This window comes from Streptomyces sp. H27-H5 (genome assembly GCF_026627505.1).
GTDB lineage: Bacteria > Actinomycetota > Actinomycetes > Streptomycetales > Streptomycetaceae > Streptomyces.
The window spans coordinates 25,359-50,874 of the sequence record NZ_JAPNLK010000006.1 but is presented as its reverse complement, the minus strand read 5'-3'; the positions used below and the strand labels follow the sequence as shown (position 1 = coordinate 50,874).

22 protein-coding genes are annotated in these 25,516 nt (G+C 71.6%); 6 read left to right on the top strand and 16 right to left on the bottom strand.

Going from position 1 to position 25,516, the window contains the following annotated elements; translation table 11 throughout:
- Positions 1 to 18: 18 nt before the first annotated feature.
- Entirely contained in the window at positions 19 to 801 is a 783-nt protein-coding gene (gene pgl, locus OTB19_RS04070) for a 6-phosphogluconolactonase (protein ID WP_267796529.1), read from the top strand.
- A 101-nt stretch (positions 802 to 902) separates the two neighbouring features.
- Here the strand turns inward: pgl and pgi are convergent, their stop codons facing one another.
- The 13 genes from pgi to OTB19_RS04005 all read right to left on the bottom strand — a co-directional run bounded on the left by pgi (position 903) and on the right by OTB19_RS04005 (position 16,747).
- Positions 903 to 2,558, bottom strand: a complete 1,656-nt coding sequence (pgi, locus tag OTB19_RS04065; protein WP_267796637.1) for a glucose-6-phosphate isomerase — start codon at positions 2,556 to 2,558, stop codon at positions 903 to 905.
- A 176-nt stretch (positions 2,559 to 2,734) separates the two neighbouring features.
- Positions 2,735 to 3,070, bottom strand: a complete 336-nt coding sequence (locus OTB19_RS04060; protein ID WP_007263454.1) for an RNA polymerase-binding protein RbpA — start codon at positions 3,068 to 3,070, stop codon at positions 2,735 to 2,737.
- 171 nt (positions 3,071 to 3,241) lie between these two features.
- Positions 3,242 to 3,472, bottom strand: a complete 231-nt coding sequence (secG, locus tag OTB19_RS04055; protein WP_267796636.1) for a preprotein translocase subunit SecG — start codon at positions 3,470 to 3,472, stop codon at positions 3,242 to 3,244.
- Between the two features lie 135 nt (positions 3,473 to 3,607).
- The gene (gene tpiA, locus OTB19_RS04050; RefSeq protein WP_053681606.1) at positions 3,608 to 4,384 is read right to left on the bottom strand and encodes a triose-phosphate isomerase; all 777 of its coding nucleotides are present in this window, start codon (positions 4,382 to 4,384) and stop codon (positions 3,608 to 3,610) included.
- A 6-nt stretch (positions 4,385 to 4,390) separates the two neighbouring features.
- Positions 4,391 to 5,602: a phosphoglycerate kinase gene (locus OTB19_RS04045; RefSeq protein WP_267796528.1), complete on the bottom strand. Its 1,212-nt coding sequence runs from the start codon at positions 5,600 to 5,602 to the stop codon at positions 4,391 to 4,393.
- A 151-nt stretch (positions 5,603 to 5,753) separates the two neighbouring features.
- Positions 5,754 to 6,758, bottom strand: coding sequence for a type I glyceraldehyde-3-phosphate dehydrogenase (gene gap, locus OTB19_RS04040; protein WP_267796527.1), 1,005 nt, complete (start codon positions 6,756 to 6,758; stop codon positions 5,754 to 5,756).
- 220 nt (positions 6,759 to 6,978) lie between these two features.
- Positions 6,979 to 9,942: a M14 family metallopeptidase gene (locus tag OTB19_RS04035; protein ID WP_267796526.1), complete on the bottom strand. Its 2,964-nt coding sequence runs from the start codon at positions 9,940 to 9,942 to the stop codon at positions 6,979 to 6,981.
- A gap of 154 nt (positions 9,943 to 10,096) precedes the next feature.
- Positions 10,097 to 11,092, bottom strand: coding sequence for a DNA-binding protein WhiA (gene whiA / locus OTB19_RS04030; RefSeq protein WP_053681599.1), 996 nt, complete (start codon positions 11,090 to 11,092; stop codon positions 10,097 to 10,099).
- A complete protein-coding gene (locus OTB19_RS04025) occupies positions 11,083 to 12,129 on the bottom strand; it encodes a gluconeogenesis factor YvcK family protein (RefSeq protein WP_420716788.1) in 1,047 nt (348 codons plus the stop codon). The genes whiA and OTB19_RS04025 overlap by 10 nt, the downstream gene beginning before the upstream one ends.
- Complete coding sequence (gene rapZ, locus OTB19_RS04020; RefSeq protein ID WP_053681595.1) at positions 12,126 to 13,073, bottom strand: RNase adapter RapZ; 948 nt, start codon at positions 13,071 to 13,073, stop codon at positions 12,126 to 12,128. The genes OTB19_RS04025 and rapZ overlap by 4 nt, the downstream gene beginning before the upstream one ends.
- Entirely contained in the window at positions 13,070 to 15,085 is a 2,016-nt protein-coding gene (gene uvrC, locus OTB19_RS04015) for an excinuclease ABC subunit UvrC (RefSeq protein ID WP_267796525.1), read from the bottom strand. The genes rapZ and uvrC overlap by 4 nt, the downstream gene beginning before the upstream one ends.
- Positions 15,086 to 15,345: 260 nt before the next feature.
- A complete protein-coding gene (locus OTB19_RS04010) occupies positions 15,346 to 16,152 on the bottom strand; it encodes a hypothetical protein (RefSeq protein WP_267796524.1) in 807 nt (268 codons plus the stop codon).
- Positions 16,153 to 16,156: 4 nt separating this feature from the next.
- The gene (locus OTB19_RS04005) at positions 16,157 to 16,747 is read right to left on the bottom strand and encodes a papain-like cysteine protease family protein (protein ID WP_267796523.1); all 591 of its coding nucleotides are present in this window, start codon (positions 16,745 to 16,747) and stop codon (positions 16,157 to 16,159) included.
- Positions 16,748 to 16,998: 251 nt separating this feature from the next.
- Here OTB19_RS04005 and OTB19_RS04000 point away from each other — a divergent pair, with 251 nt between their 5' ends.
- Positions 16,999 to 17,937, top strand: coding sequence for a hypothetical protein (locus OTB19_RS04000; RefSeq protein WP_267796522.1), 939 nt, complete (start codon positions 16,999 to 17,001; stop codon positions 17,935 to 17,937).
- Between the two features lie 63 nt (positions 17,938 to 18,000).
- Here the strand turns inward: OTB19_RS04000 and OTB19_RS03995 are convergent, their stop codons facing one another.
- Positions 18,001 to 18,432, bottom strand: coding sequence for a Rieske (2Fe-2S) protein (locus OTB19_RS03995; RefSeq protein ID WP_267796521.1), 432 nt, complete (start codon positions 18,430 to 18,432; stop codon positions 18,001 to 18,003).
- Positions 18,433 to 18,507: 75 nt separating this feature from the next.
- On the opposite strand from OTB19_RS03995, the gene OTB19_RS03990 reads away from it, so the two are divergent.
- Complete coding sequence (locus tag OTB19_RS03990; protein WP_267796520.1) at positions 18,508 to 19,377, top strand: carbohydrate kinase family protein; 870 nt, start codon at positions 18,508 to 18,510, stop codon at positions 19,375 to 19,377.
- A 54-nt stretch (positions 19,378 to 19,431) separates the two neighbouring features.
- Here the strand turns inward: OTB19_RS03990 and OTB19_RS03985 are convergent, their stop codons facing one another.
- Positions 19,432 to 20,058 carry a TetR/AcrR family transcriptional regulator gene (locus OTB19_RS03985; RefSeq protein ID WP_267796518.1) on the bottom strand — a complete coding sequence of 209 codons (627 nt, stop codon included), beginning with the start codon at positions 20,056 to 20,058 and terminating at the stop codon, positions 19,432 to 19,434.
- Between the two features lie 81 nt (positions 20,059 to 20,139).
- Here OTB19_RS03985 and OTB19_RS03980 point away from each other — a divergent pair, with 81 nt between their 5' ends.
- Positions 20,140 to 20,790 carry an NAD(P)-dependent oxidoreductase gene (locus OTB19_RS03980; RefSeq protein WP_267796516.1) on the top strand — a complete coding sequence of 217 codons (651 nt, stop codon included), beginning with the start codon at positions 20,140 to 20,142 and terminating at the stop codon, positions 20,788 to 20,790.
- A 125-nt stretch (positions 20,791 to 20,915) separates the two neighbouring features.
- Here OTB19_RS03980 and uvrA read toward each other — a convergent pair whose 3' ends face one another.
- Positions 20,916 to 23,921, bottom strand: a complete 3,006-nt coding sequence (gene uvrA, locus OTB19_RS03975) for an excinuclease ABC subunit UvrA (protein WP_267796515.1) — start codon at positions 23,919 to 23,921, stop codon at positions 20,916 to 20,918.
- 187 nt (positions 23,922 to 24,108) lie between these two features.
- On the opposite strand from uvrA, the gene OTB19_RS03970 reads away from it, so the two are divergent.
- Complete coding sequence (locus tag OTB19_RS03970) at positions 24,109 to 24,807, top strand: maleylpyruvate isomerase family mycothiol-dependent enzyme (protein ID WP_267796514.1); 699 nt, start codon at positions 24,109 to 24,111, stop codon at positions 24,805 to 24,807.
- A 9-nt stretch (positions 24,808 to 24,816) separates the two neighbouring features.
- Positions 24,817 to 25,473 (top strand): MBL fold metallo-hydrolase, encoded by a 657-nt coding sequence (locus OTB19_RS03965; protein ID WP_267796512.1) that lies wholly within the window; start codon positions 24,817 to 24,819, stop codon positions 25,471 to 25,473.
- The last annotated feature ends 43 nt before the right edge of the window (positions 25,474 to 25,516 follow it).

Sequence of the window (25,516 nt, the reverse complement as noted above, 5' to 3'; positions counted from 1 at the left end):
GGCGGCACGCACATGGGTATGACGACTCCCCAGGTCGTCGTCCACCGGGACAAGGAGCTGATGGCCCAGGCCGCGGCGGCCCGGCTCATCACGAAGATCGTGGATGCGCAGGCGGCACGCGGCAGCGCCTCGGTGGTGCTGACCGGTGGCCGCAACGGCAACGGTCTGCTCGCGGCGCTGGCGGCCGCTCCGGCCCGGGACGCGATCGACTGGTCGCGGCTGGACCTGTGGTGGGGCGACGAGCGGTACGTCCCCGCCGACGACCCCGAGCGCAATCACGTCCAGGCCCGCGAGGCGCTCCTGGACGCGGTGCCGGTCGATCCGGCGCGCGTCCACGTCATGCCGGCCTCGGACGGCCCGTACGGGGCGGACGTCGACGCCGCCGCCGCGGCCTACGCGGCGGAACTTGCCAAGGCGGCGGGTCCGGAGGACCACGGCCCGGTCCCCCGCTTCGACGTGCTGATGCTGGGCGTCGGCCCGGACACCCACGTGGCGTCGCTGTTCCCGGAGCATCCGGCGTCCCGCGAGACCGAGCGCACGGTGGTCGGTGTGCACGGCGCCCCGAAGCCGCCGCCGACCCGGGTCTCGCTGACCCTTCCGGCGATCCGGGCGGCCCGCGAGGTCTGGCTGCTGGCGGCGGGCGAGGACAAGGCGGGCGCGGTGGCGCTCGCGCTCGGCGGCGCGGGCGACGTCCAGGCCCCGGCGGCGGCGGCCTACGGGCGCAGCCGCACCCTGTGGCTCCTCGACCGCGCGGCGGCCGCCAAGCTGCCGTCGGACATGTACCCGCCGGCCTCGGCCTGACCTTCCGCGTCCGAACGGCGGGGGTGGGGGGGGGGGGGGGGGGGGGCGGCCCGCCCCCCCCCCCCCCCCCCCCCCCCCCCCCCCCCCACCCCCGCCCCGGATCAGGACCGGCCGCGCAGCGAGCGGTACGTCGCGACGAGGGCCCGCGTCGAGGCGTCGAAGCCCTCCACGTCCGCCCCTTCGGTCAGCGCCGGCTCCACCCGCTTGGCGAGCACCTTGCCGAGTTCGACTCCCCACTGGTCGAAGGAGTCGATGTTCCACACCGCGCCCTGGACGAACACCTTGTGCTCGTACAGGGCGATCAGCTGCCCCAGTACGCCGGGCGTCAGCTCGGTCGCGAGGATCGTCGTCGTGGGGTGGTTGCCCGCGAACGTCTTGTGGGCGACCAGCGCCTCGTCGACGCCCTCCGCCCGGACCTCCTGGGCGGTCTTGCCGAAGGCCAGGGCCTGCGTCTGCGCGAAGAAGTTCGCCATCAGCAGGTCGTGTTGGGCCTTCAGCGGCGCGGAGAGTTCCGCCACCGGCCTGGCGAAGCCGATGAAGTCCGCCGGGATCAGCTTCGTTCCCTGGTGGATCAACTGGTAGTAGGCGTGCTGCCCGTTCGTGCCGGGCGTGCCCCACACCACCGGTCCGGTCTGCCAGTCCACCGGGTTGCCGTCCCGGTCCACCGACTTGCCGTTGGACTCCATGTCCAGCTGCTGGAGGTAGGCCGTGAACCGCGACAGGTAGTGGCTGTACGGCAGCACCGCGTGCGACTGAGCGTCGAAGAACCCGCCATACCAGACCCCCAACAAGCCCATCAGCAGCGGCGCGTTCTCCTCCGGCGGCGCGGTCCGGAAGTGCCGGTCCATGGCCGCGAAGCCGTCCAGCATCTCCCGGAAGGCGTCCGGGCCGATCGCGATCATCAGCGAGAGGCCGATCGCGGAGTCGAAGGAGTAGCGCCCGCCGACCCAGTCCCAGAACTCGAACATGTTGGCCGGGTCGATGCCGAACCCGGTGACCTTCTCGGCGTTGGTGGACAGCGCCACGAAGTGCCGTGCCACGGCGCTCTGGTCACCGCCCAGCCCCGCGAGCAGCCAGTCCCGCGCCGAGGTGGCGTTGGTGATGGTCTCGATCGTGGTGAAGGTCTTCGACGCGATGATGAACAGCGTCTCCGCCGGGTCGAAGTCCCGTACCGCCTCGTGCAGGTCGGCGCCGTCCACGTTGGAGACGAAACGCAGCGTCAGCCCGCGGTCGGCGAAGGCGCGCAGCGCCTCGTACGCCATCGCCGGGCCCAGGTCGGAGCCGCCGATGCCGATGTTGACGACGTTCTTGATGCGCTTGCCGGTGAAGCCGGTCCACTTGCCCGACCGGACCTGGTCGGAGAACGCGGCCATCTTGTCGAGGACGGTGTGCACGTCGGGGACGACGTTCTCGCCGTCCACCTCGATCACCGCGTCCCTCGGGGCGCGCAGGGCGGTGTGCAGGACCGCCCTGTCCTCCGTCGTGTTGATCTTCTCGCCGCGGAACATCGCGTCGCGCAGCTCGGCCACACCGGTCGCCGAGGCCAGTGCGCGCAGCAGCGCGAGCGTCTCGTCCGTCACGAGGTGCTTCGAGTAGTCGATGTGCAGATCGCCGACCCGCAGCGTGTAGCCGGTGCCCCTGCCCGGATCCGCCTCGAACAGCTCCCGCAGATGCGTCTGCCCCAGCTCTTCCCGGTGCTTGCCGAGTGCGAGCCACTCGGGTGTCCGGTTCAGCCTCGTACGGGTGTCTGCGTTCATCTCGGACATCAACCCACTTCTTCCGTCCTGTCGTGCCCCGCCACGCCCCAACCTAAGGGATGTGAAGGGGGCCAACACGCACAAAGGGGCCCGGCCCGCGGGTTCGTGTCCTCCGCGGGGCCGGGCCCCAAGTCACTCTTGAGTGCGAACCGGCCGGAGGCCGAGGTTCGAACGGTTCAGATCTCGCCGCGCAACTTGGCGAGGGCTTCGGCGAGGATCGCCTCGCCGTCGGCATCGGTGCGCCGCTCCCGCACGTACGCCAGGTGCGTCTTGTACGGTTCGGTGCGCGGCGGAGCCGGCGGGTTGTCCCGGTCCTGGCCGGCCGGGAACCCGCAGCGCGGGCAGTCCCAGGTGTCCGGCACCTGCGCGTCACTGGCGAAGCTGGGCTGTGTCTCGTGCCCGTTCGAGCACCAGAAGGAGATGCGCAGGCGGGGCGCGGACTCACCGCGCTCGGCCTCGCCCATCGGCCCCGCTCCGACCCGACTGCCACGGATCGCGTTGCCACTTGCCACGGTCGTAACTCCCTGCGTGATGGTGCCGCGGAGTGCGAGGGGAGGTCCGCTGCCGCGGGCGCCCGAGTCACGGAAGACCGGGCGACCGTCCAGGAACTGGAAGGACCGCCCCCGCAAAGGCCCATGATAGGCCGGGGAGAGCCCGCCGGACCGCCGGAATGGCCGGAACGGTCAGCTGGTCGACTTCATCATCAGACCGAGCGTCACGATGCAGGCGAACCAGAGCAGACCGATCACGACGGTGATGCGGTCCAGGTTGCGCTCGGCGACCGAGGAACCGCCGACCGACGACTGCATGCCGCCGCCGAACATGTCGGAAAGGCCGCCGCCCTTGCCCTTGTGCATCAGCACGAGCAGCATCAGCAGGGCGCTGAAGACGATCAGGGCGATCGAGAACCCCATAATCACGGCTGATTCCTACTTTCTGGCTTTTCCGGGATGTGCGCGGGGGCCAGTGGCTGGTGGTTCAGCCTCCTGGCCCCCGCAAGGGTACGACGGATCCGCCCTACCGCATACTCGCTGCGATGGTCACACCGGTCACTGGTCGCGGAACCGGACGATCTTGACGAACTCGTCCACGTCCAGCGCGGCGCCGCCGATGAGCGCGCCGTCGACATCGGGCTGCGCCATGATCGCGGCGATGTTGCCGGACTTCACCGAGCCGCCGTACTGGATGCGGACCTTGTCGGCCAGCTCCTGGGAGTACAGCTCGGCGAGGCGTCCGCGGATCGCCCCGCAGACCTCCTGCGCGTCCTCGGGGGTGGCGACCTCACCGGTGCCGATGGCCCACACGGGCTCGTACGCGATGACGATGGACTCGACCTGCTCGGCCGGTACGTCCTTCAGTCCGCCGTCGACCTGGGCCAGCGTGTGCGGGACCTGCTCGCCGGCCTTGCGGACGTCCAGGCCCTCGCCGACGCAGAGGATCGGGGTGATCCCGTGCTTGAAGGCGGCCTTGACCTTGGCGTTGCAGATCTCGTCGTTCTCGCCGTGGTACTGGCGGCGCTCGCTGTGGCCGACGGCCACGAACGCGCACTTCAGTTTCGACAGCATGGGGCCGGAGATCTCGCCGGTGTAGGCACCGGAGTCGTGCGCCGAGATGTCCTGGGCGCCGTACTTGATCTTCAGCTTGTCGCCGTCGACCAGGGTCTGGACCGAACGCAGGTCGACGAAGGGCGGCAGCACCGCGACCTCGACGGCGTCGTAGTCCTTGTCGGCCAGGGCGAACGCGAGCTTCTGGACGTGCGCGATGGCCTCGAGGTGGTTGAGGTTCATCTTCCAGTTGCCCGCCATCAGCGGGGTACGCGAAGTCACTTTGGTTCAGACCTCCAGTGCGGCGATGCCGGGGAGCGTCTTGCCCTCGAGGTATTCGAGGGAGGCGCCGCCACCGGTCGAGATGTGGCCGAAAGCGTTCTCGTCGAAGCCGAGCGTACGCACGGCGGCGGCGGAGTCCCCGCCGCCGACCACGGTGAACGCGTCGCTGTCGACGAGGGCCTGCGCGATCGCGCGGGTGCCGCCGGCGTAGTCGGGGTGCTCGAAGACGCCCACGGGACCGTTCCAGAAGACGGTCTCCGCGTCGGCGATCTTCGACGCGTACAGCTCGCGGGTCTTGGGACCGATGTCCAGACCCTCCTTGTCGGCGGGGATCTTGTCCGCGTCGACGGTGATGAACTCCGCGGGGGTCTTGCCCTTGAGGTCGGGGAAGTCCGTGGAGGCGAGGATGTCGACGGGGAGGACCAGCTCGACGCCGTTGGCCTCGGCGCGCTCCATGTACTCCTTGACGACGTCCACCTGGTCCTTCTGGAGCAGGGAGATGCCGACCTCGTGGCCCTTGGCGTGGAGGAAGGTGTAGGCCATGCCGCCGCCGATGAGGAGGCGGTCGGCCTTGCCGAGCAGCTCGTCGATGACGGCGAGCTTGTCGGAGACCTTGGCGCCGCCGAGGATGACCACGTACGGGCGCTTGACCTCGGCGGTCAGCTTCTTCAGGACGTCGATCTCGGCGGCGATGAGGTAGCCGACCGCGTGCGGCAGGCGCGCGGGGAGGTCGAAGACCGAAGCGTGCTTGCGGTGCACGGCGCCGAAGCCGTCGCCGACGTAGACGTCGGCGAGCTCGGCGAGCTGGTCCGCGAAGGCGCCGCGCTCGGCGTCGTCCTTCGAGGTCTCGCCGGCGTTGAAGCGCAGGTTCTCGATGAGGGCGACCTCGCCGTCGGCGAGCGCCGCGACGGTCTCCTTGGCGGAGGCGCCGACGGTGTCCGTGGCGAACGCGACGTTCTTGCCGAGCAGTTCGCCGAGGCGGACCGCGGCGGGGGCCAGCGAGAAGGCCGGGTCCGGGGCGCCCTTGGGACGGCCCAGGTGCGAGGCCACGACCACGCGGGCGCCGGCTTCGGCGAGCTTCGCGATGGTCGGCTGGACGGCGCGGATGCGGCCGTCGTCGGTGATCTTGCCTTCGGCCAGCGGCACGTTGAGGTCGGCCCGGACGAAGACCCGCTTGCCGGAGACGCCCTCGGCGAGAAGTTCGTCGATCGTCTTCATGTGTCTTTCTGCTCCTTTTCCCCACGCAGGGCCTTGTGCCCGTGCGGGGCGAGAGGGACGAGGCAAGCCACAGGGCCCGCACAGCGCTTCATCGCGCTGCCCGAGCCCTGTGCCTACATCGTGGTGCCTTGCCCTGAAACCTTGGTGACCCTTAGAGCCGCTCGCCGACGAACACGGTCAGGTCGACGAGGCGGTTGGAGTAGCCCCACTCGTTGTCGTACCAGCCGATGACCTTGACCTGCTTGCCCTGGACCATGGTCAGGGAGGAGTCGAAGGTGCAGGAGTACGGCCAGTTCACGATGTCGGAGGAGACGATCGCGTCCTCGGTGTAGTCCAGGATGCCCTTGAGCTGACCCTCGGAGGCCTTCTGGAACGCGGCGTTGACCTCGTCCTTGGTGACCTCGCGCTCCAGCTCGATGACCAGGTCGGTCACGGAACCGGTGGGGACCGGGACGCGCATCGCGATGCCGTCGAGCTTGCCCGCCAGCTCCGGGATGACCAGCGCGGTGGCCTTGGCGGCACCGGTGGTGGTCGGGATGATGTTCTCGGCGGCGGCGCGGGCACGACGCAGGTCCGAGTGCGGGAAGTCCAGGATGCGCTGGTCGTTCGTGTACGCGTGGACCGTCGTCATCATGCCCTTGACGATGCCGAAGTTCTCCAGGAGAACCTTGGCCATCGGCGCCACACAGTTGGTGGTGCAGGAGGCGTTGGAGATGACGTGGTGGTTGGCCGCGTCGTACTTGTCCTGGTTGACGCCCATCACGATCGTGATGTCCTCGTCCTTGGCCGGAGCCGAGATGAGGACCTTCTTCGCGCCGGCCGCGATGTGCTTGGCGGCGTCGGCCTTCTTCGTGAAGATGCCGGTCGACTCGATGACGATGTCGGCACCCAGCTCACCCCAGGGGAGGTTCGCGGGGTCGCGCTCGGCGAAGGTCTTGAAGGTGTTGCCGCCCACCGTGATGGTGTCGGCGGTGTGGGAGACCTCGTGCTTGAGGCGGCCCAGGATGGTGTCGTACTTGAGCAGGTGCACCAGGGTGGAATTGTCAGTCAGGTCGTTGACACCGACGATCTCGATGTCCGCTCCCTGCTCCAGGAGCGCACGGAAGTAGTTGCGGCCAATTCGGCCAAAACCGTTGATGCCTACGCGGATCGTCACGAACCGATCTCCTCGTTGGTGCGCCGGCCTGTCCGCCGGCGAGCTGTATGGGATGTCCCCGACCGCTTACGACCCTACCTCTCCGTGAGCTTCGGAGTGACATCGGCCGGGGACTGACACACCCTTGTCCGCCAGGGAGGTCCGGCACCGCAAGCGCCGGCGCGGGACCTCCGGGACCTTCGCCCCCGTCACTCACGGTGAGCGTCGGGAGGGGTGCGGCTCAGTGGTTCAGTGAACGGAGCGCCTTACCGACGAGTACGGCTCGGTCCTTCGCGGTCGGCAGGTGTTCCAGGCCGAAACCGACCAGAACGGTGTCACGCGTAGTCACCGCCGCGTACGACTTGAACAGCTCCCCGGACCGGGACCAATCGCCCGGAACGTCGGGACTTCCGGCAGGTGCGGGCCCGGTACCCCAGGCGCCCAGCGAGGTCTCGAAGCCCTCGACGGCCTGGTCGGCTCCGGCCGCGTTCAGCCGCGCCTCGTCCGCGAAGACGCCGCGGCCGCCCGATCCCGGGTCGGTGACGTAGGACAGCGAGACCTCGACGGTCTTGCCGGCGTACGCGCTCAGGTCGAAGGAGACCTGCTTCCAGCCGCCGGAGGATCCGGTGAAGCTGTTCCAGGCCCCGCTGGTGCCCTGCGAGGCGCAGCCGCCGGCGTCGAGCGTCAGGTAGTGGCGCAGGAACGGGTGGCCGTTCAGCAGGAACCCGCCCTCGCACTCGGTCGGGACCGCGGCGCTGGTCAGGCCGTTCGCCTCGGGCAGGGTCGTCCAGTCCTCGCCGCCGGCCGTGCGGGCCTCCAGGGCGGCGTGGTCGTAGCCCTCCTCGGTGTTCCAGTTCAGGGCCATGCGCAGGGCCGGCTTGTCGGCGGCGGAGACCTTGGTGAGGTCCACGGTCCGGGTCAGCCGCTTCCAGTCGTCGTCGGTGTGCAGGGCCGAGGCCATGCCGGCGCCGGCGTAGGGGGCGTACGGGTTGACGACCCCGGCGTACTGGCCCGCCTGGGCGCTCTTGAACCGCGGGAACTGCGCGGCCGGCAGGGTGTCCGAGGTGACGGTGTAGGAGCCGGGCGCGTTCAGCGGGTTGCCCGCCGCGTCCCCGAGGCCGCCCGTGGCCCCGGCGAGGCCGCCGGCTCCGGTGAAGCCGGTGGGGGCGCTCACGCCGGCCCGGCCGTAGGCGCCGAGCCAGTACTGGCTGAAGTCGTTGGTGACGGCGGGGCCGACCTGGGCGTTGCCGCCGGCCAGTTCGCCGGCCTCGATCAGCTTGCCGCCCTCGTTGAGGAAGTCGCGGATCGCCAGCTGGGTGTCACCGCCGGGGCTCTCGGCTCCCGTGTAGTGGACGGCCGTGCGGAAGTGCGAGAGGACTCCGAGGGGGTGCGGGGCGCCCTGGACGGCGACGTCCCAGACGGCGGCGGACCGCCCGTTGGCGCGCAGCGCGTCGACGTACGTCCGCGCGTGCTGTGCCGGGGCGCCTTCCTCGGCGATCACCAGGACGTCCGCCCGGGGCCGCTCGGCCACGGTGTACGTGAAGTGCTCGCTGGAGACCCGCTTGCCGGAGCGGTCGCGGCCGGTGAACCAGACCTCGACCTTGTCGCCGGGCCTGGCGCCGTCGACCTTGGCCCGGTACTCGTCGAACCAGTTGTTGTCCTCGCCGCCGTAGGTCTCGCCGCCCTTCCAGGCCTTGAGTCCCTCGCCGTGGGTGCGGCCGCCGTTGATCCGGAAGTTGAGTTCCTTGTCCTTGAGGGCCTTGCGGGCGGTGACGGCGACCGTCTGGTCCTCGCCGCGGGCGACGTAGGACGTGGTGAACGGGTCCACGGTGAAGTCGGCGGCCTTCAGGCCGACGGAGGAGGCCGGCTGGTCGGGGCGCGCGGCGCTCTCGCCGACGGCGAGCGCGAAGGGGACGTTCTTGGCGAACTCGGCCTGGATCAGCCTCTCGTCGTCCGGGAAGTTGAATCCGGAGGCGCAGTCCTCGGGCTTCCACCGGTCGTTCGGGTCGCTCGCGGCGGCCGTCTGACAGGTGGTCATTTCCGGCGTGAACATCATGACGCCGTTGACGTTGGCGGCGTGTCCGTCGGCCTCGCCGTTCGTGGTGTACAGCTCGGAGGAGAGCTGTGGGTGGTAGCCGGGGACGGCCGGGTTCTCGGGGGTCCCGGCGAGCGCCTTGTAGGCGACGTCGTCGGGGGTCGGGGTGGCCACCTGCCAGCCGACTCCGTAGAGGAGGAGTTCGGACGCGGAGTGGTAGTTGATGGCGTACTCGAAGCCGATGCGCTTCTCGAACCGGTCGAGCGCCGCGGTCTCGGGCTCGGAACCGGCCTTGGGGCCGCGGTAGGTCTCGCTCGCCTGGTTCGGCGAGGAACCCTCGTTGTCGTAGCCCCACTTGTAGGGGAAGTTGCGGTTGAGGTCGACGCCGTCGCCGGCCGTGATCTTTCCGTCGCCGTTGTTGTCGCGCAGATTCTTGCGCCACAGGCGGGCGGAGTCGGCGGTGAAGGTGTGGTCGTAGCCGTCCGGGTTGGCGGAGAGCAGGAACCACAGCTCGGTGTTGTCGACCAGCCTGGTGATCCGGGCGTCCTTGCCGTAGCCGTCGAGGGTCTGGTGCATCAGCCGCCGGGTCATCTCGGGGGTGATCCACTCGCGGGCGTGCTGGTTCGACATGTACAGGACGGCGGGCTTGCCGCCGTCCTTGGCCTGCTTGGCGTTCTTGGTGACCTTGAGGGCGAGGATGTCCTTGCCCTGGACGGTCTTGCCGATGGAGACGACCTTGGTGAGCGCCGGGTTCTCCTGCGCGGTACGGAGGATCTCCTCCTGGAGGCCGCCCTTGCCGCTGTACGGGCGGAACACCCCGTCGCCGGCGGCCTTCGCGCGGGCCGTCGCGCCGGCGGCGATCCTGCGCTCGACCGGCCTCACGCCGCGGGCCGCCAGTTCCTTCGCCTGGCCGGCGGTCAGGAACAGCTCGACCTTGGCGGTCCCGTGCTCGGGCGCCCGTTCGGCGAGTTCGTGGGCGTCCTGGCCGGCGGCGAGGACCAGCGGGACCTGTTCGCGGGTGATGTCCGCGTCGTAGACCCGCACCTCGTCGGAGGCGGCGGATCCGTCCTCCGCGGTGGGCTGCGCCTGGGCCGCGACGGGCAGTGCGGCCAGTGTGGTTCCGAAGACGAGTGCGCTTGCGGCGAGGATCGATCTCGCGCGGTGCCTCATGTGCCCCCCTGGGCGTCGTCTGCCACGAAAGCGTTCGGACGACAGGCTCACGACCGCCCATGCGCATGTCAATGGGGCGTGCCGAAAGGTGCCCGCACGATTCACTCGTGCGGGCACCCGGGGGCCACGGTGGGATCTCGCGTCGTCGCGAGGGTCAGCCGGCCATGTTGTCGGCCAGTTCCTCACTGAGGTCGAGGTTCGACTCGGTGCCCGGGATGCCCAGGTCCTGGGCCCGCTTGTCGGCCATCGCCAGCAGGCGACGGATCCGGCCGGCGACCGCGTCCTTGGTCAGCGGCGGGTCGGCGAGCGCACCCAGCTCCTCCAGGGAGGCCTGCTTGTGCTCCATGCGCAGCCGGCCGGCGGCCGCGAGGTGCTCGGGGACCTCCTCGCCGAGGATCTCCAGCGCGCGCTGCACCCGGGCTCCGGCGGCCACCGCGGCGCGGGCGGAGCGGCGCAGGTTGGCGTCGTCGAAGTTGGCCAGGCGGTTGGCGGTGGCGCGGACCTCGCGGCGCATCCGCCGCTCCTCCCAGGCCAGTACCGAGTCGTGCGCGCCCAGCCGGGTGAGCAGGGCCCCGATCGCGTCGCCGTCGCGGACGACGACCCGGTCGACACCGCGCACCTCGCGCGCCTTGGCGGCGATGGAGAGCCTGCGGGCGGCGCCCACCAGGGCCAGGGCGGCCTCCGGACCGGGGCAGGTGACCTCCAGGGAGGACGACCGACCCGGCTCGGTGAGGGAGCCGTGGGCCAGGAAGGCACCGCGCCAGGCCGCCTCCGCGTCGCAGGTGGCCCCGGAGACCACCTGGGGCGGGAGGCCCCGGATGGGGCGTCCCCGGCCGTCCACGAGGCCCGTCTGGCGTGCCAGCTGGTCCCCGCCGGCGACGACGCGCACGACGAAGCGGCTGCCGCGGCGCAGTCCGCCGGGAGCCATCACGACGAGGTCCGAGGAATGGCCGAAGATCTCCAGGATGTCCTTGCGCAGTCTCCGGGCGGCGACCCCCGTGTCCAGCTCCGCCTCGATGACGATGCGGCCGCTCACCAGGTGCAGACCACCGGCGAACCGGAGGATCGCCGAGACCTCGGCCTTCCTGCAGCAGGTCCGGGTGACGGGCAGGCGAGAGATCTCGTCCTTCACCGCAGGCGTCATCGCCATGGGCCGATCCTTCCATGCATCCGAAAAATACGGTCGTACGCGGCGGCCAGCAGCTCCGGGTCGTGCTTCGGAGAGCCGTCCTGCCTGGCAACCGGCGCCAGCTCGACCGCGGCACCGAACCGTTTCGCGGCATCGGAGAGGGACTCGCGGTCGGGCACGGCGGCCTCGTCGGCCAGCACCACGTCCAGGGCGAGTTTAGGGGCGTGTCGGGCCAAAACCTCCAAATGACGCTGCGGAGAGAAGCCCTCTGTTTCGCCGGGTTGCGGCGCGAGGTTCAGCGAGAGGACCCTTCGGGCCTTCGTCTCGATGAGCGCGTCGAGCAGTTCGGGCACCAGCAGGTGCGGGATCACGGAGGAGAACCACGATCCCGGTCCGAGCACCACCCAGTCGGCGTCGAGCACGGCCGCGACGGCCTCCGGCACGGCCGGCGGGTCGCCGGGCACGACCTGTACGGAGAGCACCTCGCCCGGGGTGAGGGCCACGGTGGCCTGCCCCCGGACGGTGTCCACGTCGTCCGGGCGGGCCGGATCGTGCCCCTTGACCAGCGCCTGGAGTTCCAGGGGCACCGCCGACATCGGCAGCACCCGGCCCTGTGCGCCCAGCAGCTTGCCGACCAGGTCGAGTGCCTGGACGGGGTCGCCGAGCTGTTCCCACAGGGCGACGATCAGCAGGTTGCCGACGGCGTGCTCGTGCAGGTCCCCGCGGGACTGGAAGCGGTGCTGGATGACCCGGGCCCAGGTCTGGCCCCACTCGTCGTCGCCGCACAGCGCGGCCAGCGCCTTGCGCAGGTCGCCGGGCGGCAGCACGCCGAGCTCCTCCCGGAGCCGGCCGCTGGAGCCGCCGTCGTCGGCGACGGTGACCACGGCGGTGAGGTCACCGGTGATCCGCCGCAGGGCGGCGAGGGAGGCCGACAGCCCTTGGCCGCCGCCCAGCGCGACCACCTTCGGCGTGGCGCCGCGGCGACGGCCCGCGCCGGCCTCCCCCCGCCCGGGGGTGAGACGGCGCAGGCGGCGCAGTCTCAGACTCCGTCCGGTCACTCGCGCCCCATGTCCCGGTGCACTACGACGGTCTCGACTCCCTCGGAGGCGAGGCGGGCGGCGAGCTTCTCGGACATGGCCACGCTGCGGTGCTTGCCGCCGGTGCAGCCGACCGCGATGGTCACGTAGCGCTTGCCCTCGCGGCGGTAGCCGGTGGCGATGAGTTGGAGCAGCTCGGTGTACCGGTCGAGGAACTCCTTGGCGCCGGGCTGGCTGAAGACGTAGCCCGACACCTCCTCGTTGAGCCCGGTGAAGGGGCGCAGTTCCGGGACCCAGTGCGGGTTGGGGATGAATCGGCAGTCGACGACGAGGTCGGCGTCGACGGGGAGGCCGTACTTGTAGCCGAAGGACATGACGGTGGCCCGCAGCTCGGGCTCCTCGTCGCCCGCGAACTGGGCGTCCATCTTGGCGCGCAGTTCGTGGACGTTCAGGCTGGAGGTGTCGATGACCAGGTCGGCGTCGCCGCGCAGCTCGCGCAGCAGGTCGCGCTCGGCGGCGATGCCGTCGGTGATGCGGCCGTCGCCCTGGAGGGGGTGCGGGCGGCGGACCGACTCGAAGCGGCGGACCAGCGCGTCGTCGGAGGACTCCAGGAAGACGATGCGCCGGGTGACGCCCTTGCCTTCGAGGTCGGCGAGGGACTCGCGCAGCGCGTCGAAGAACTGCCGGCCGCGGACGTCGACGACGACGGCGATGCGCGCCACGTTGCCCTGCGAGCGGGCACCGAGCTCCACCATGGTGGGGATGAGCGCCGGGGGGAGGTTGTCGACGACGAACCAGCCGAGGTCCTCCAGGCACTTCGCCGCGGTGCTGCGGCCGGCTCCGGACATCCCGGAGATGATCACCAGCTCGGGGATGGCCGCCTCGGCGGCCTCGCCGGGCTCCACTGTCGTGCCCGTACTCACCTGTGCTCCGTCTCGGTCGTGCGTGGTCTCGTGCTCGGTCATTGCTCGGTCCCCCGTTCGGACGATGCTCCCGCGGGCGCGGGGGTCTCGTCTTCCATGATCTCCCCTGTCGCCGTGTTGACGGCAGGACCGGCGGGAACCGCGTGGGCGAGGGCCGCGGCCACGGTCTCGGCCGTCTTGCGGCCTATGCCCGGGACCTCGCAGATCTGGTCGATTGTCGCCTGTCTCAGCTTCTTCACCGAACCGAAGTGCTTGACGAGGGCCTGTTTGCGGCTCTCGCCGAGTCCGGGCACGTCGTCCAGCGGGCTCGATTTCAGGCGCTTGCCGCGCTTGCTGCGCTGGTACTGGATGGCGAACCGGTGGGCTTCGTCACGGACCCGCTGGAGCAGGTAGAGGCCCTCGCTGGTGCGGGGCAGCACGACGGGGTCGTCCTCGCCGGGCAGCCACACCTCCTCCAGCCGCTTGGCCAGGCCGCACACGGCGACGTCGTCGACCCCCAGCTCATCCAGGGCCCGCTTGGCGGCGGCGACCTGCGGCTGCCCGCCGTCGACCACCACGAGCTGCGGCGGGTAGGCGAACCGTTTGGGCCGACCGTCGTCCTCGGCCGGGATCTCGCCGTCCCGGGCGTCCTCGGGGGACCACTCCCCCGTCTTCAGCTTCTCCTGGAGGTAGCGGCGGAAGCGCCGCGAGACCACCTCGTGCATGGAACGGACGTCGTCCTGTCCCTCGAACGATTTGATCTGGAAGCGCCGGTACTCGCTCTTGCGTGCGAGCCCGTCCTCGAAGACCACCATCGAGGCCACGACGTCGTCGCCCTGGAGGTGCGAGATGTCGAAGCACTCGATGCGCAGCGGCGCGCCGTCCAGGTCCAGCGCCTCGGCGATCTCCTCCAGGGCCCGGGAGCGGGTGGTCAGGTCGCCGGCGCGCTTGGTCTTGTGCAGGGCGAGGGACTGCACGGCGTTGCGGTGGACGGTCTCCATGAGGGCCTTCTTGTCCCCGCGCTGCGGGATGCGCAGGCTCACCTGGGACCCGCGCCGCTCGGCCAGCCACTCGGCCAGTGCCGCGGTGTCCTCGGGCAGCGCCGGGACCAGCACCTCCTTGGGGACGGCCTCGCCCTTCTCCTCCCCGTACAGCTGCTGGAGGGCGTGCTCGACGAGCCCGGCGGTGTCCACGGCCTCGACCTTGTCGGTGACCCAGCCGCGCTGGCCGCGGACCCGGCCGCCGCGTACGTGGAAGATCTGCACGGCGGCTTCGAGCTCGTCCTCCGCGACGGCGACGAGGTCGGCGTCGGTGGCGTCGGCGAGCACGACGGCGTTCTTCTCCATGGCGCGGCGCAGGGCCCCCATGTCGTCGCGCAGCCGGGCGGCCTTCTCGTACTCCATGTCCTCGGCGGCCTCGTGCATCTGCTGTTCGAGGCGGGTGAGGTAGGTGCCGGTGCGGCCGGCCATGAAGTCGCAGAAGTCCTCGGCCAGTTCACGGTGTTCGTCGGGGGTGACCCGGCCCACGCAGGGTGCGGAGCACTTGCCGATGTAGCCGAGCAGGCAGGGCCGGCCGATCTGGGCGGACCGCTTGAACACCCCGGCGGAACAGGTGCGCACGGGAAAGACGCGCAGCATCAGGTCGACGGTCTCTCGGATGGCCCAGGCGTGCCCGTAGGGGCCGAAGTAGCGCACGCCCTTCTTCTTGGGTCCGCGCATGACCTGGACCCGGGGGTACTCCTCGTTCATGGTGACGGCGAGGGAGGGGTAGCTCTTGTCGTCCCGGTACTTCACGTTGAACCGGGGGTCGTACTCCTTGATCCAGGAGTACTCCAGCTGGAGCGCCTCGACCTCGGTGGACACCACGGTCCACTCGACGGAGGCGGCGGTCGTGACCATCGTGGCGGTGCGCGGGTGCAGGTTCGCGACGTCCTGGAAGTAGCTGGCCAGGCGCTGCCGCAGGCTTTTGGCCTTCCCGACGTAGATCACCCGGCGGTGCTCGTCGCGGAACCTGTAGACCCCCGGGGAGTCGGGGATCTGCCCCGGCTGGGGGCGGTAGCTGGAAGGGTCGGCCATGCCAACCACCCTACTGGCGACGGCCGACAACGGTCCCCCGGCACCGGCCCCCGTCGCCGGGGGCCGGCCCGGTCGCGGCCCTTCGGCGCGACGGCGTACGGGGCGGCGCCCGGGGAGGGGCGCCGCCCGGGCCCGCGGGGACCGCCCGCGTGGGCCGACCGCGCGGCCCGGCCCCCTGGCGGAGGGCCGGGCCCCGCGGGCCTTCCCGGGCCTTGTCGTCGAAGTCTCGCCTGGCCGCGGCGCCGCTTCGACGACAGGACCTACGGGCGGACCGCGCGGCGGCGCAGGAGCAGGATCCCGGCGCCGCCCAGCGCGAGCACCCCGGCGGCCCCGGCCGCCCCGGCCGCCGGCGAGGCCGGGGACGGGGAGGACCCGGTGGGGCGGGCCGCCGTCGCCGCGGCGGGTTCGGCGTAGCCGCCGGCGCGGCCGTCCCTGGCGTAGGCGGAGCCGGGGAGTTTGTCGCCGTAGGCCTTGGCGACGCGTGCCCGGTAGCCGGCCAGGCTGGTCCCGGTGGCTCCCACGGCCCGCGTCGCGTCCTCGTCGAGCGGCAGCACCCGGTCGCCCCGGGCCACGTACCACGCGTCGATCTGCGGCTCGCGGAACACGGTGCCGCCGGGGAGTTTCTCCGCCCCGAGTCCGGCGTAGCGGAATTCGTCGTCGCCGGTGGCGATGTTCACGACCTGCCAGCCGGCGGGTGTGCGGGCGGTCCACAGGGCGGCCCGCTGGCCGTCCGAGGAGACGGCCTGACTCGCGAGGAACTGCAGGCGGGCCACGGGTGCCCCCGCCTTGCCGGCGACGAAGTCCGGGGAGAGGTGGTGGACGGGGATCGTCTCGCCCTCGATGCGGGGTTTGGCCTGCGCGAGGCCGACCTTGCCCTCCCGGGCGAAGAACCGGGCGAGGGTGGCCAGGGTGTCGGGGGCGACGGCCGCCTCCCGGGCGGCTGCCCGGACGTCGGCGCCGGCGGACGGGGGCTGCGGTACGGGGGACGCCTGGGCCTGTGGGGACAGGAGCAGGCAGGCACCGGCGAGGACCGCGACGGCGGCGGCGCGCAGGGGTACGGCGGTCACGGCGTCACGCTCCGATCCGGTAGAGGGAGTGGGTCCAGGAGAAGGTGTCGTTGTCGACGTACCAGGCGTGGGAGGCCCAGTTGTAGCGGTCGCTGGAGGGCCACGGGTCGCCCCAGTAGACCCAGCTGTTCGCGGTGTCGTAGCCGTAGATCACGTGCATGTGGCCGCCGCCGTTGGACCACTGGATGCGGGTCTCCATGGGTCGGCCGGCGTTGATCTCGGTCTGGACGGTGGAGTACTGGAGCCAGCCGGTCACGTACGAGCCGGAGTTGACGCCGGCCCAGCGCAGACCGGTCTGGACGTTGCCCAGGGTGGCCTGGTTGTTGGGGCATTCGGTGCCCTGTTGGCGGTTGAAGGCGGCGTTGCAGAACTGGTTCTGGCTGTAGGAACGGCCGAACCAGGTCGCGATCGTGTTGCCGCCCGCGGCCCAGCACCAGTTGGTCTTCTGCTGGGCCTGCATGGTGATGTTCAGGCGCTTGGAGGCGAGAGCGGAGTCCGTGCCGGCGTCGACGGCGGTGGCGGTGCCGGTGGACAGGACGAAGAACAGGGCGATGAGGAGGGCGGCCGGGGACAGCCGCCGGTTGGGCTTGCGCATCGCGTTCCTCCCGGGGTGGAGAGTGGGGATCGGAGGAGCGCGTCCGGACGCTGTGGAGGAGCATCGGGGTGTTGTCGCGATCAGGTCAACACGCTTCAATACGCGGTGACATCGCCGTGTGAACGGGGCAACCGGAATGTGAACGGCCGCCCTCCGTCCACCCGTGCTCACCAGGGCCCACCTGAATCCCGGGCGTCCCGGACGCGGTCTCCCGCCCCGCGACGCGTGAACGTTCACAGGAGGTTTCCGCCATGCGGACGACTGCGGACCGTGCCCACGACCTGCCGCGACTGTTGCGCGCGGGCCCCTTCCACCTCGCGCTGCGGGCCGCGCTGACGGCCCGCGGCCTGCCCCTGCACCGGGTCCAGCACCGGCTCGCCGCGCGGGGCATCAAACTGGGCGTGACGAGCCTGAGTTACTGGCAGCAGGGCGCGCGCCGCCCGCGTCGCGCCGAGTCCCTGAGGGCCGTGCAGGCGCTGGAGGAGATCCTGGAACTGCCCGGGGGAACCCTGTCACGTCTGCTGGACACGCCGGACGGCGCCTCCGCCGAAACGATTCGCCCGCCGGGTCGCTCGTACCGCTCCCTGGTCAGCGTGGGCGCTGCGGTGGAGGAGCTGTTGGCCGGAATGGAACTGCCCTCGGACGGCGGTCTGCACACGGTCGGCCACCACGAGCGGGTGCGGATCGGCGCCGCCGGCGAGCTGGTGGGCCGGGTCTCGCAGCACGTGGTGCGCGCCCACCGCGACGGGGTCGACCGGTACCTCGCCGTCCACCACGGCGACCCCGGCTGCGACCCCGCCCGGATCCGGGTGCGGGCGGAGGAGAACTGCCGGACGGGACGGGTGCGGTGGCACCGCGAGGCGGAGGTGGTGGTCGCCGAACTGCTCTTCGACGCACGGCTCCGCGCGGGCGACACGTACGTCTTCGGCTACGGCTTCGAGGACGGCACGGGCGGCCGGTGCACCGAGTACGTGCGCGGCTTCAGCTACACCGGCGGCCAGTACATGCTCCAGGTCCGCTTCGACGAGGCGGCCCTGCCCGTGCGCTGCCGGCGGTTCAGCCGGAGCGGCCCGGGGGCGCGCCGCGACGGCCTCGCGGACCTGACCCCGAGCGGCCGGCACCGGGCGGTGCACCTGCTGGAGGAAGGCGTGCGGCGCGGGATCCTGGGCATCGCGTGGGACTGGGAGTAGCCGCGTGCGCCGCTCCCCGCCCATGGCTCCGCCCGTTGCCCCCGCGTCCGTTGCGGAGCGGGGTCAGCCGGCGACGAGCCGGCCGCCCTCGACCTTCACCGGGACCGACGGCAGCGGGGCGGAGGCCGGGCCGCGCAGCACCTTGCCGGTGGCCACGTCGAAGCGGCTGCCGTGGCAGGGGCAGTTCCCCTCACCCTCGACGATCTTGTCGAGGACGCATCCGGCGTGCGTGCACTGGGCGCTGAACGCCTTGTACTGGCCCTCCGCCGGGCAGCTCACGACGAGCTTGCGCTCGCGGAACAGCTTCGCGCCGCCGACCGGGACCTCGCTCGCCGCGCCCAGCTCGACCGGCTCCGTCGGCACCGCCGGGGAGCGGCCGCCGCTGTCGGTCTCGGTGGAACAGGCCGCCAGGGTCACCCCGGCGCCCGCGGCCCCGGCGAGCGCGGCCGCGCCCTTGAGGACGGTACGACGGGCGGCGGACTGCGACGCGGACATGGAACTCTCCCGGGATTCGGCGTGGGGTTCGGTCCACCCGACGATACCCGCGCCCGATGGGATACTTTCCCCCGCGTGATCGTCGTCGGTGGAGAAGCCCTGATCGACCTGGTGCCCGTCGCGGAGCCACCGGGCGCCCTGCTGCCCCGGGCGGGCGGCGGACCGTACAACACCGCGCTGGCGCTGGGCCGGCTCGGCGCCGACGTCGCCTTCTGCTCCCGGGTGTCGACGGACGGCTTCGGCGTCTCGCTGCTGGACGGCCTCCGGGCCGCCGGGGTGGACCTCTCGCTGGTCCAGCGCGGCCCCGAACCGACCACGCTGGCCGTGCCGTCGCTGGCCCCGGACGGCTCGGCGGCCTACGTCTTCCACACCGAGGGGACGGCCGACCGGCTGTTCACCCTCCCGCCCGCCCTGCCGCCCGGCGCACGGGCCCTCGCGCTCGGCACCTGCTCCCTGGTGCTGGAGCCCGGTGCGAGCGCCTACGACGCCCTGTTGCGCCGCGAGTCGGGGCGCGGGCTGACGACCCTCATGGACCCCAACATCCGGCCGGCGCTGATCCCCGACGCGGACGCCTATCGGGACCGCTTCCTGCGACGGCTCCCCCACGTGTCGATCCTCAAGCTCTCCGAGGAGGACGCGGCCTGGCTGGGCGGCCGGGTCGCCGACTGGCTGGCGGCCGGACCGTCGGCCGTGGTGCTCACCCGGGGCGGGGCGGGCCTGACGGTGTGGACGCGCGAGGGCGCGGAGCACTCCGTGCCCGGCCTGCGGGTGCCCGTCGTGGACACGATCGGCGCGGGCGACACCGTCAACGCGGCGCTGCTGCACCGGCTGACGGGGCGGCCGGGGCCGGTGGACTGGCCGGAGGTACTGGCGTACGCCGCCCGCGCCGCGGCGGTGACCTGCACCCGGGCGGGCGCGGAGCCCCCGTACGCCACCGAACTCTGACCCGACGGCCCGGCTCACCCCGGCGCGGTACGGGTCCCCCGGCGCGGTACCGGCTCACCCCGCCGCGGCTTCGTCTCGGCGCAGCGCGGCCCAGACCGTGCGGGCCAGGCCCGGGGCGAACTCCTCGACCGGCCGCACCACGTCGGCGCCGGAGAAGTGCAGGAAGAAGGCCCGCTGGAAGCAGGCGCCGAGCAGCAGGGCCGCGGCGGCTCCCGGATCGGCGTCGGGGCGCAGCCGCCCGCGGTCGCGCTCACGCACCAGGTGGTCGGTCAGGGCGTCGAGCACCACGTGCGGCCCGGCGCCGATCTCGCGCACGCCCTCGCGGTGCCGGACGAGCAGGGCGGGGTCCGCGAAGAGCGAGGCCGCCATGGGCATGGCGTCGGCGTAAAAGAGCGAGGCGTGCCGGGCGATGTCGGCCAGCCGGTCCTCGACCGACTGCTTCCCCGGGTCGGTGGTCAGCGCGGCCATCAGCGCGGCGGCGTTGGGCCGGCGCTCCATGAGGACGCGGACGAACAGCTCTTCCTTGTTCGCGAAGTACTTGTAGAGCGCGGCCTCCGAGCAGCCGGCCTCGCGGGCGATGGCCTTGGTGGTGGCGTTGGCCAGCCCGGTGGTGCGCATCAGCGTCTCGGCGGCGTCCAGCAGACGCTCCGGCGTGGGGCGACTTGACGTGGGGGTGAGCATTCACTCACTCTAAGGGAAACAGGGGTGAGTGAACACTCACCCACCCCTACTCACCCATCACCAACGGGGCAGGAGTTCGCCATGAGACTCACGGTGTTCGGGGCCACGGGCGGGGTCGGCCGCGAAGTCGTCCGCCAGGCACTCGACGCAGGCCACGAGGTGACGGCCGTCGTACGCGACCCGGCGCGGCTGGACGTGCCGGCGCACGACCGCCTCCAGGTGGCCGTGGTGCGGGACCTGACGGACGAGGAGGCCCTGCTCCCGTTCCTCGCGGGCCGGGACGCGGTGATCTCCGCACTCGGCCCTGCGAACAACAAGCAGGCCCGACTGACCCCGATCGCCGGCCCGGCCCTGCGGTCGATCGTCTCGGCGATGGGCCGGTCCGGGGTGCGGCGCCTGTCGGCGGTGAGCGCCGCCCCGCTGGGGCCGCCGAACCCGCGGGACGGATTCCTGACCCGGGCGGTGGTCTACCCGATCCTGCGGCGGGTGCTGCGGGACCTGTACGCGGACCTGGCGGTGATGGAGGAGGCGATCGGGGCGGGGTCCGTCCAGTGGACGGTGATCCGCCCGCCGCGCCTGCTGAACCGGCCCCGCACGGGCACCTACCGCAGGGCCCTCGACGCCAACGTCCCCGACGGCAAGTCCATCGCCCGCGCGGACGTCGCGGACGCCCTCCTGAGCACCCTGGCCGACCCGACGACGATCGGCCACGCGGTCGGCATCGCCACCTGATCGCCGCCCGCGCCCGCACGCCGCCGGCCGCCCGCCCGACGCTCCACCTGCCCGCCCGGCATGACGAAGGGGCGCCCGCGTACGAAGCCGTACGCGGGCGCCCCTTTCCCGATCGACGACAGGACCTAGGCCTTGCGGGCCCTCGTCGTCTTCTTCGCCGGGGCCGCCGCCTTCTTGGCCGCCGCCGCCTTCTTCGCCGGGGCTGCCGCCGCCTTCTTGGCGGTGGCCTTCTTCGCCGCGGGCTTCTTCGCCGCGGACCGGGCCGGAGCCGACCCCGCGTCGGAGACCCGGTCCGCGCCCAGGATGTCGCGCAGGAACTTGCCGGTGTGGCTCGCCCCGACCGACGCGACCTGCTCCGGGGTGCCCTCGGCGACGACCAGGCCGCCGCCGTAGCCGCCTTCGGGGCCCATGTCGATGACCCAGTCCGCGGTCTTGATGACATCCAGGTTGTGCTCGATGACGATCACCGAGTTGCCCTTGTCCACCAGCCCCGACAGCACCTTGATCAGCTTCGAGATGTCCTCGAAGTGCAGGCCGGTCGTCGGCTCGTCGAGGACGTACACCGTCCGCCCCGTCGACCGCTTCTGCAGCTCGGACGCCAGCTTCACGCGCTGCGCCTCACCGCCCGACAGCGTCGGCGCGGACTGACCGAGCCGGACGTACCCGAGACCGACCTCGTTCAGGGTCTTCAGGTGCCGGGCGATCGTCGGCACCGCCTCGAAGAAGTGCAGCGCCTCCTCGATCGGCATGTCGAGGACCTCGGCGATGGACTTGCCCTTGTAGTGGACCTCCAGCGTCTCCCGGTTGTACCGGGCGCCGTGGCAGACCTCGCACGGGACGTACACGTCCGGCAGGAAGTTCATCTCGATCTTGATCGTGCCGTCGCCGGAGCAGTTCTCGCACCGGCCGCCCTTGACGTTGAAGGAGAAGCGGCCCGGCAGGTAGCCGCGCACCTTCGCCTCCATGGTCTCCGCGAAGAGCCGACGCACGTGGTCGAAGACACCGGTGTACGTCGCCGGGTTGGACCTCGGCGTCCGGCCGATCGGGGACTGGTCGACGTGAACGACCTTGTCGACGAGGTCGTCCCCGTCCACCCGGGTGTGTCGTCCCGGGACGGACCGGGCGCCGTTCAGCTCGCGGGCCAGGTGGGTGTAGAGGATGTCGTTGACCAGCGTGGACTTGCCGGAGCCCGAGACGCCCGTGACCGCCGTGAGCACGCCCAGCGGGAAGGACACGTCGATGTCCCGCAGGTTGTTCTCCTTGGCGCCGTGGACGGTCAGCCGGCGCTCGCCGTCCACGGGGCGGCGGACGTCCGGCAGCGGGATGGACCGCTTGCCCGACAGGTACTGCCCGGTGATCGACTCGGTGTTCTTCAGCAGTTCCTTGAGCGAGCCGCTGTGCACCACCTTGCCGCCGTGCTCGCCGGCGCCGGGACCGATGTCCACGACCCAGTCGGCGACCTTGATGGTGTCCTCGTCGTGCTCGACCACGATCAGGGTGTTGCCCATGTCGCGCAGCCGCACCAGCGTCTCGATCAGCCGGTGGTTGTCCCGTTGGTGCAGGCCGATGGAGGGCTCGTCGAGGACGTACAGCACGCCCACCAGGCCGGAGCCGATCTGGGTGGCGAGCCGGATGCGCTGGGCCTCGCCGCCCGAGAGGGTGCCGGCGGCGCGGTTCAGCGAGAGGTAGTCCAGGCCGACGTCGACGAGGAACCGCAGTCGCTCGTTGACCTCCTTCAGGACCCGCTCGGCGATCTTCTTGTCGCGGGCGTCGAGCCGCAGCCGGCCCAGGAAGTCCGCGCACTCGCTGATCGACATCGCGGCGACGTCGGCGATGGACCGGTCCATCACCGTGACCGCGAGCACGATCGGCTTGAGGCGGGTGCCCTCGCAGGTCGGGCAGGGCACCTCGCGCATGTAGCCCTCGAAGCGCTCGCGGCTGGCGTCGCTCTCGGACTCCGCGTGCCGCCGCTTGACGAACGGCACGGCGCCCTCGAAGGCGGTGGTGTACGCCCGCTCGCGCCCGTACCGGTTGCGGTAGCGGACCTCGATCTGCGTCTTGTGGCCGTACAGCAGGGCCTTGCGCGCCCGCAGCGGCAGCCCGGCCCACGGGATGTCGGTCCGGAAGCCGAGCTCCCCGGCGAGCGCGCCGATCAGGCGCTGGAAGTAGTCCTTGGTGTGCCCGAGGGACCACGGGGAGACCGCGCCCTCGTCCAGGGACTTCTCCTCGTCCGGGATGATCAGGTCCGGGTCGACCTCCATGCGCGTGCCGATGCCGGTGCACTCGGGGCAGGCGCCGAACGGCGAGTTGAAGGAGAAGGAGCGGGGCTCCAACTCCTCGAAGGACAGGTCGTCGTACGGGCAGTAGAGGTGCTCGGAGTACATCCGCTCACGCTCGGGGTCGTCCTCGGCGAGGTCGACGAAGTCGAGGATGACCATGCCGCCGGAGAGCCCGAGGGCGGTCTCCACGGAGTCCGTGAGCCGGCGCTTGGCCCCGTCCTTGACGGTGAGGCGGTCGACGACCACCTCGATCGTGTGCTTCTCCTGCTTCTTGAGCGTGGGCGGCTCGGAGAGCTGGATGGTCTCCCCGTCCACCCGCGCCCGGCTGTACCCCTTGGTCTGGAGGTCGGCGAAGAGGTCGACGAACTCGCCCTTGCGCTCGCGCACCAGCGGCGACAGGACCTGGAAGCGGCTGCCCTCGGGCAGCGCGAGGACCTTGTCGACGATCGCCTGCGGCGACTGCCGTGAGATCGGCCGCCGGCACTCGGGACAGTGCGGCTTGCCGATGCGCGCGAAGAGCAGGCGGAGGTAGTCGTAGACCTCGGTGATGGTGCCCACGGTCGAGCGCGGGTTGCGCGAGGTGGACTTCTGGTCGATCGAGACGGCCGGGGAGAGGCCCTCGATGAAGTCGACGTCGGGCTTGTCCATCTGGCCGAGGAACTGGCGGGCGTACGACGAGAGCGACTCGACGTAGCGGCGCTGGCCCTCGGCGAAGATCGTGTCGAACGCCAGGGAGGACTTGCCCGACCCGGAGAGTCCGGTGAAGACGATGAGCGAGTCGCGGGGCAGGTCGAGCGAGACGTTCTTCAGGTTGTGCTCGCGAGCGCCACGAACGATGAGACGGTCGGTCACGCCGGTCCGCACCTTTCTTGAGAGAGCGGGGGCACGGGCCCCCGTCCCAGGGTATGGGGGGCGCCTCTGCGATGGGCTTGATGAGTGGACTTCCGAGCGTATAGCACGCACATTCGATTTACGGCACGCGCAAGACCTGTTCACCCGATCGTGTGGCGGAGGCCTTGTCCGCACTAGGCTCGGATGCATGACTGATCATGTGCACGACCTGCGATCCCTGCGTGAGGCCACCGATCGGTTGCTGACCGCGGCCGCGAAACTGGACAACGCCGCCCTGGCCGAGGAGTCACTCCTCCCCGGGTGGACCCGCGGCCACGTCCTGGCCCACCTGGCACGCAACGCGGACGCCCTCGTGAACGTCGTCGAAGGACGCCCCATGTACGCGAGCGCCGCCACGCGCGACGCGGACATCGCGCGCGACTCGGGCCGACCCCTGGTGGAACAGCTGGAGGACCTCCGGAATTCCGCCTCCCGGTACGAGGCGGCGACCGAACTCCCGCAGGACTGGTCCCGGACCGTGGAGCTGCGCAACGGTGTCACCGACTCCGTCGCCCGGATCCCCTTCCGCCGTCTCGTGGAGGTCGAGCTGCACCACGTCGACCTCGGCATCGGGTACGGGCTCGCCGACCTCCCGGACGAGTTCACCGCCCGTGAGATCGAGTTCCTGGCCGACCGCTGGTCCGGCCGGCGGGAGGTCCCGCCGGTGACCCTCGTGCTCGGGTCCGGCGGCCCCGGCCGCACCTGGAACGTCTCAGGCGGCGACGGCGCCCCGGTCACCGTGTCCGGCACCGGCGCCGAACTGCTGGGCTGGCTGGCCGGGCGCGGCGACCTCGGCGCGCACCTGACGGTGGACGGCGGCTCCCTCCCCGCTCTCCCGCCGCTCTAGGATCGACACATGACGTACAGCGGAGCGGTGAAGGTCGGCGGTCCGGCCGACGTGCATGAACTCTCGGACCTGATGATTTCCAAGGTCGCGGTGGGCCCGATGAACAACAACGCCTACGTGCTGCGCTGCCGGGCGACCGACGAGCAGCTGCTGATCGACGCGGCCGCCGAGCCGGAGACGATCCTGCAGCTGATCGGCGACGGCGGCATCGCGTCCGTGGTCACCACCCACCGGCACGGCGACCACTGGGGCGCGCTCCAGGCGGTGGTCGAGGCCACCGGCGCGCGCACGTACGCGGGCGCCTTCGACGCCGAGGGCATCCCGGTCGCCACGGACGTGCCGGTGCGGGACGGGGACACGATCCGGGTGGGGCGCGTCGAGCTGACCGCGCGGCACCTGGTCGGTCACACCCCCGGCTCGATCGCGCTGGTCTACGACGACCCGCACGGACACCCGCACGTGTTCACCGGCGACTGCCTCTTCCCGGGCGGCGTCGGCAACACCTCGGGCGACGCGAAGGCCTTCGCGCAGCTGATCGACGACGTCGAGCACAAGCTCTTCGAGCAGCTGCCGGACGAGGCCTGGGTCTACCCGGGGCACGGCAACGACACCACGATCGGCACCGAGCGGCCGCACCTGGCCGAATGGCGCGAGCGCGGCTGGTAGCGGTCACCGTCGTCCGGCCGGCGTCGGATGCCGGCCGGCCTCC